This is a genomic window from Streptomyces sp. PU-14G, assembly GCF_041028275.1.
In the GTDB taxonomy this organism is placed as follows: domain Bacteria; phylum Actinomycetota; class Actinomycetes; order Streptomycetales; family Streptomycetaceae; genus Streptomyces.
In genome coordinates this window covers 1-5,747 of the sequence record NZ_JASKYT010000415.1, presented here as the reverse complement: position 1 = coordinate 5,747, position 5,747 = coordinate 1, and the positions used below count along the sequence as shown (strand labels likewise).

General features: G+C 72.2%; 6 protein-coding genes. 4 read left to right on the top strand and 2 right to left on the bottom strand.

The genetic code is table 11. From position 1 onward, the window contains the following. Positions 1-77 precede the first annotated feature (77 nt). The 4 genes from nhaA to AB8Z75_RS30290 all read left to right on the top strand — a co-directional run bounded on the left by nhaA (position 78) and on the right by AB8Z75_RS30290 (position 3,532). On the top strand, positions 78-1,493 hold the full coding sequence (gene nhaA / locus AB8Z75_RS30305; protein WP_369207571.1) for a Na+/H+ antiporter NhaA: 1,416 nt from the start codon (positions 78-80) through the stop codon (positions 1,491-1,493). 142 nt (positions 1,494-1,635) lie between these two features. Next, a complete protein-coding gene (locus AB8Z75_RS30300) occupies positions 1,636-2,106 on the top strand; it encodes a phage holin family protein (RefSeq protein ID WP_369207569.1) in 471 nt (156 codons plus the stop codon). Continuing rightward, the gene (locus AB8Z75_RS30295) at positions 2,103-3,053 is read left to right on the top strand and encodes an alpha/beta fold hydrolase (protein ID WP_369207567.1); all 951 of its coding nucleotides are present in this window, start codon (positions 2,103-2,105) and stop codon (positions 3,051-3,053) included. Before AB8Z75_RS30300 ends, AB8Z75_RS30295 begins: the two co-directional genes overlap by 4 nt. A 293-nt stretch (positions 3,054-3,346) precedes the next feature. After that, entirely contained in the window at positions 3,347-3,532 is a 186-nt protein-coding gene (locus tag AB8Z75_RS30290; protein WP_369207565.1) for a hypothetical protein, read from the top strand. Between the two features lie 135 nt (positions 3,533-3,667). Here the strand turns inward: AB8Z75_RS30290 and AB8Z75_RS30285 are convergent, their stop codons facing one another. Further along, positions 3,668-4,867 carry a MarP family serine protease gene (locus tag AB8Z75_RS30285; protein ID WP_369207563.1) on the bottom strand — a complete coding sequence of 400 codons (1,200 nt, stop codon included), beginning with the start codon at positions 4,865-4,867 and terminating at the stop codon, positions 3,668-3,670. Positions 4,868-4,987: 120 nt separating this feature from the next. Continuing rightward, complete coding sequence (locus tag AB8Z75_RS30280) at positions 4,988-5,659, bottom strand: CoA pyrophosphatase (protein WP_369207573.1); 672 nt, start codon at positions 5,657-5,659, stop codon at positions 4,988-4,990. Positions 5,660-5,747 lie beyond the last annotated feature (88 nt).

The window sequence follows — 5,747 nt, the reverse complement described above, 5'->3', positions numbered from 1 at the left end:
CGCCCACACCGCCGACCCCTCCCACTCCCGCCGGGGCCCCCGAGACGCCCGGGCCATCCGGGTCTTCCGCGTCGCCCATGTCGCCCCGAACCCCCGGGTCGCCTCCGCGCGGGCGCCGCTCCGTCTTTCTCGGCAGGCTGCCGCTGGGCGAACGGAAGTACCTCGCGGACGCGCTGCGCACCGAGACGGTGGGTGGCACGCTCCTGCTGGCCGCCGCCGTGCTGGCACTGCTGCTGGCCAACACCGGCCTCAGCGGTCTCTACGAGAGCGTCAGGGACTTCCACCTCGGGCCCGAGGCGCTGCACCTGAACCTGTCGGTGGCGGACTGGGCCAAGGACGGCCTGCTCACGCTCTTCTTCTTCGTCGCAGGGATCGAACTCAAACGCGAGCTGGTCGCGGGTGAGCTGCGCGATCCGCGGGCGGCGGCGCTGCCGATCGTCTCGGCGCTGTGCGGGATGGCGGTCCCCGCGCTGTTCTATCTGGCTTCGGCGGCGGCCGGCGGCGGCGACCTGCACGGCTGGGCGATCCCGATGGCGACGGACATCGCGTTCGCGCTGGGCGTGCTGGCCGTACTCGGCACGGGGCTGCCCTCGGCGCTGCGCGCGTTCCTGCTGACGCTGGCGGTCGTGGACGACCTGGGCGCCATCGTGATCATCGCCGTGTTCTACTCGGCGGGCATCAGCCTCGGCGCGCTGGCGGGGGCGGTCGCGGGGCTGGCGGTCTTCTGGTTCCTGCACCACAGGGGCGTGCGGGGCTGGTACGTGTACGTGCCGCTCGCGGTCGTCGTCTGGGGGCTGATGCACGCCAGCGGGGTGCACGCCACGGTGGCGGGGGTGGCGATGGGGCTGATGTTGCGCTGCACGGTACGGGAGGGCGAGCGGACCTCCCCCGCGGCGCACATCGAACACCTGGTCAGGCCGCTGTCGGCCGGGCTCGCCGTGCCCCTCTTCGCGCTGTTCGCGGCGGGTGTCGCCGTCTCGGGCGGCGCGCTGACGGATGTGTTCACGAAGCCGGAGACCCTGGGAGTGGTGCTCGGGCTGCTGGTGGGCAAGACACTCGGCGTGTTCGGCGGTGCCTGGGCGGCTGCGCGCTTCACCAGGGCGGAGCTGAACCGGGACCTGGCCTGGGCGGATGTGCTGGCTGTCGCCACCCTTTCCGGTATCGGTTTCACCGTCTCTCTGCTGATCAGCGACCTCGCGTTCGCCGGTGGGGCGGCCCTCGGCGACGAGGCGAAGGCCGCCGTACTGACCGGTTCGCTGCTGGCCGCGCTCGTGGCGGGCGTGCTGCTCAAGCTCCGCGCCCGCAGGCACCGTTCGCTGCTGGAGGCCGAGGACCGCGACGAGGACGGCGACGGTGTCCCGGACGTGTACGAGGAGCACGACCCGGACTTCCATCTGCGGATGGCGGCGCTGTACGAGGCGAGAGCGGACGAGCACCGCAGGCTCGCCGAGGTGGCCAGGGGCCGGGACGTGACGGACGATGGTCCGGCATGATCGGAGCCGACGGCATATTGACCGGTCGGTAATCCGGGCACTAGCCAGGGGAAGCCCCGGGCCCGCACCCGCGGGCCCGCCCGCACGCCGCGGGTCCGTACGAGGAACACGGGCCCGTTCGAGGAGCAAGGGAGACACAGCGATGAGCGCAGCCGACGACGGCCGCAGCCTCGGCCAGTTGGTCGCGGCGGCCACTGCGGAGATGTCCGCACTGGTGCACGACGAGATCGCGCTGGCCAAGGTCGAACTGCGGCAGGACGTCAAGCGCGGCGTGATGGGCAGCGGGGCCGCCCTGGTCGCCGGTGTCCTGCTGCTCTTCGCCCTGCCGGTGCTGAGCTTCGCCGCCGCCTTCGGTATCCACAACCTGGGGCTCGGCCTCGCCTGGTCGTTCCTGATCGTGGGCGGCGCGTTCATCGCGCTCGCGCTGATCCTCCTGCTGCTGGCGCTGGCCAAGTTCAAGAGGGTGGCCAAGAGCAAGAGCCCGCAGAAGTCGGTGGCGTCGGCCAAGCAGAGCGCGTCCGTGCTCTCGCACGCCAAGCCGCACCCCCGTGCCTCGGAGAACGGAGGGAAGGAGCGCCCGCAGTTGCAGAGTGTGACACGCTCGTCCGTATGACGCTCGCAGACAGTCCCGCGGCCGTGATCCGTCCCGAGGGCCCCTGGACTCACCGGGACGTGGCCGCCAACGGAGCACGCTTCCACATCACCGAAATGGGTGAGGGGCCGCTGGTGCTGCTGCTGCACGGCTTCCCCCAGTACTGGTGGGCGTGGCGGCACCAGCTCCCCGCGCTCGCGGACGCCGGTTACCGCGCCGTGGCGATGGACCTGCGCGGGGTCGGCGGCAGCGACCGTACGCCGCGCGGCTACGACCCGGCCAACCTCGCGCTCGATGTGACCGGGGTCATCCGTTCCCTGGGCGAGCCGGACGCGGCGCTGGTCGGACACGATCTGGGTGGCTACCTCGCGTGGACGGCGGCGGTGATGCGCCCCAAGCTGATCCGCCGGCTCGTGGCCGTCTCGATGCCGCATCCCCGCCGCTGGCGGGCCGCCATGCTGGCCGACGTACGCCAGACGGCGGCCAGTTCCCACATCTGGGGCTTTCAGCGCCCCTGGGTGCCCGAGCGCCAACTCGTCGCGGACGAGGGCGCCTTGGTGGGGAAGCTGATCAGGGAGTGGGCAGGCCCGAAGCTGGCCGGCCCGACCGAGGACGCGGCGGTCGAGGACGCGGCTGTCGAGAACTACCGGCGCGCGATGTGCGTGCCCTCCACGGCGCACTGCTCGGTGGAGCCGTACCGGTGGCTGGTGCGGTCGCTGGCCCGCCCTGACGGGGTGCAGTTCTACCGCCGGATGAAGCGCCCTGTACGGGTGCCGACGCTGCATCTGCACGGTTCACTCGATCCGGTGGCGCGCACGCGCAGTGCAGCCGGATCGGGGGAGTACGTCGAGGCCCCGTACCGCTGGCGGCTCTTCGACGGGCTGGGGCACTGGCCGCACGAGGAGGACCCGCAGGCCTTCACCAGCGAGCTGGTGCACTGGCTCAGCGACCCGGAACCGGACCGCTGAGCCGCTGGGCCGCTGGGCCACCGCGGGAGCGCGGGAGGGCTGGGTTGCTGGGTTCCAGGTTCCGGACTCCGGTTCGGGGTTCCAGGTCCGGGTTTCCGGCTCCCCCGGCCGACGGGCCGCCGCGTCGCTCACACGTCCCCCTTGCCTCCCTTCCGCTTTCCTCCCCGCCTTCCCTTCGCTTTCCTCTCCTACTTCCCCCGCTTTCCCCTCGCCTCGTACACATGCCCGCCGCATAGGCCGAACGAGGGGCGCGCGGGCGATTACTGACCATGAGCCAGGGGCAGGGAGCGGGTATGGGCTTGACGCACGACTTTGGTGACGTGGCACGCAACCGCGGGCATCTGAGGGGACAGCGCGGCCAGATCTCCCCGCGTGCCGCCGCCCGGCCGCATCCCGCGCACGCCGAGCTGGGCATTCCCCGCATCCTGCGCCGCCGGGCGCGCTGGGTGGGCGCCAGACTGCGGCACACCCGCTCCTGACACCACGGCCTCGGAGCGGCGACAACGGACGGACGGCCCGCTGCCGCCCTCAGCGCGCGGCGGGCCGTGCCCGCGTGGGTCCGGGTTTCCGGTACGCCCCGGTGCGCCCGGGTTCCGATGCCCGGGCACGGCGCCTCAGAGCGCGCAGCCCTGGGTGTTGACCGGCCGCTGCGCCGTGCGGCCCCGTGTGATGTCGTCGCGGATCTCGTCGATGCTCAGTGCGTAGCCGGTGCGGTCGTCGTCGAGGGACTTGGCGAACACGACGCCGTAGACCCGGCCGTCGGGCGTGAGCAGCGGGCCCCCGGAGTTGCCCTGCCGGATCATGGCGTAGAGGGAGTAGACGTCGCGGTTGACGGTGCCCCGGTGGTAGATGTCGGGGCCCTTGGCGTTGACGCGCCCGCGGACCCGCGCGGAGCGGACGTCGTATCCGCCGTTCTCCGGGAACCCGGCGACGATGGCGCCGTCGCCGCTGTCGGCGTCCTGCTCGGCGAAGCGCAGCACGGGTGCGCGTAGCCCGGGGACGTCGACGACGGCGATGTCGCGCTTCCAGTCGTAGAGCACGACGCGGCCCTCGTGGCGCGGTCCCTCGCCGCCGATCTGTACGGTCGGATGCTCGACACCGCCGACGACGTGCGCGTTCGTCATCACCTTGCCCGGCGAGAAGACGAACCCGGTGCCCTCCAGTTCCTTGCCGCAGCCGCGCGCCGTACCGACGACCTTGACGATGCTGCGCCTGGCGCGCTCGGCCACGGGGCTGCCCGCCAGCTTCGGGTCGGGTGGGGAGACGTCGCGGATCGGCTCGTCGGAGAACGGCGAGAAGACCTGCGGGTAGCCGTTCTCGGCCAGCAGGGAGGCGAAGTCGTCGAACCAGCGGTTGCTCTGCTGGGGCATGACCTGGTCGACGCCGTGCAGGATGGCCGAGCCGCGCACCTCCTTGCCGGGCGTCGTGAGGGAGGTGCCGGCCAGTGCGGTGCCCAGCAGCCAGGCGACGAACAGCATCGCGAGGACGTTGACGAGCGCACCCCCGGTCGCGTCCAGCGCACGCGCGGGTGACCAGGTGATGTACTGCCGCAGCTTGTTGCCCAGGTGGGTGGTGAGTGCCTGCCCGACCGAGGCGCAGACGATCACGACGACCACGGCGCCGATCGTCATCCCGGCGCCAGGACGGCTCCCCTCGGTGAACTGGTCCCACAGCAGTGGCAGCACGAGCAGCGCCACCAGGCCGCCCCCGAGGAAGCCGAGGACGGACAGGATGCCGACGACGAAACCCTGGCGGTATCCGACGATCGCGAACCACACGGCTGCCACGATCAGCAGTACGTCCAGCACGTTCACCGAATCATCCTCGCCTCGGGTCCACTTCGACTTCTCTCGCCCGCCCCTCGCTCAGGCCGGCTCCGTGTGGAACGTAGAGGAAGCGGAAGAGACACCGTCTCACGGGGGCGGGGGCGAGGCTCACGCGTGCCAGTCGAGGGGGACCCGGCGATCGGTATCCCAGGGGCGTTCCCAGCCGGCGTAGTGCAGGAGCCGGTCGATGACGCCTGCGGTGAACCCCCACACCAGTGCGGAACCGACCATGAACGCAGGCCCCACGTGTCCGGCCGGATGGACGGCCATGGCGCGGTTGGCCGGGTCGGTGAGCTCGGTGACGGGGACGGTGAACACGCGGGCCGTCTCCGCCGGGTCCACGGGCGCCACCGGACTCGGGCGGCGCCACCACCCGAGCACCGGCGTGACGACGAAGCCGCTCACGGGGATGTACAGGCTCGGCAGCACTCCGAACACCTGAACACCCGACGGGTCGAGTCCCGTCTCCTCCTCCGCCTCGCGAAGCGCCGCACGCAACCTCCCGTCACCCTGCGGATCGCCGTCCTCCGGATCGAGCGAGCCTCCGGGAAAGGACGGCTGTCCGGCGTGCGAGCGCAGGCTGGAGGCGCGCTGGATCAACAGCAGTTCCGGGCCCTCCTTGCCCTCTCCGAAGAGCACGAGGACGGCGGAGGGGCGGCCACCGCCGTCGGGCGGCGGCAGGAAACGGCTGAGCTGGCTCGCCTCCACCGTCTCGGCGGCGTCCCGCACAGGCGCCAGCCAGCCGGGCAGACCGCGCCCGCTGACCTCCACCGGCGGCAGGCCGACGGCCGACGACGGGGCACGGTCGGGGGCCGGCCGACCGTGCGGGGACCGGGAGGACTGGCGGGGCGAGGGCTCGGAGTGGGAG